Source organism: Romboutsia sp. 13368 (genome assembly GCF_018336475.1).
Taxonomy (GTDB): Bacteria; Bacillota; Clostridia; order Peptostreptococcales; family Peptostreptococcaceae; genus Romboutsia.
The window spans coordinates 1,215,965-1,216,306 of the sequence record NZ_CP048741.1 but is presented as its reverse complement, the minus strand read 5'-3'; the positions used below and the strand labels follow the sequence as shown (position 1 = coordinate 1,216,306).

Genomic DNA, 342 nt, shown 5'->3' with positions numbered 1-342 from the left:
GTAAGTATAAATTAAGTAAGTATGATATAATAAAAATATAATCAGCAGATAAAAGGAGATGAATGTATGAATAGAGGACTACTTGACCCTAAAATAGATTTTGTATTTAAAAAAATATTTGGCTCAGAAAAACACCCTAGAGTATTAATATCTTTTTTAAATGCTATACTAAAACCTATAAATCCAATAAGCAATGTAGAAATTAGAAATTCAGACTTAGAAAAAGAATTTTTAGATGATAAATTTTCAAGACTTGATATAAAGGCTAGAACTAATAAAAATGAAATTATTAATATTGAGATACAATTAAAAAATGAATACAATATGGTAAAAAGAAGTCTA

General features: G+C 22.5%; 1 protein-coding gene. It reads left to right on the top strand.

Annotated features, from left to right (window positions below; translation table 11 throughout):
- Positions 1–66: 66 nt before the first annotated feature.
- Positions 67–342 (top strand): Rpn family recombination-promoting nuclease/putative transposase (locus tag G3997_RS04950; protein ID WP_296649035.1); only part of this gene is annotated, 276 nt, incomplete at its 3' end.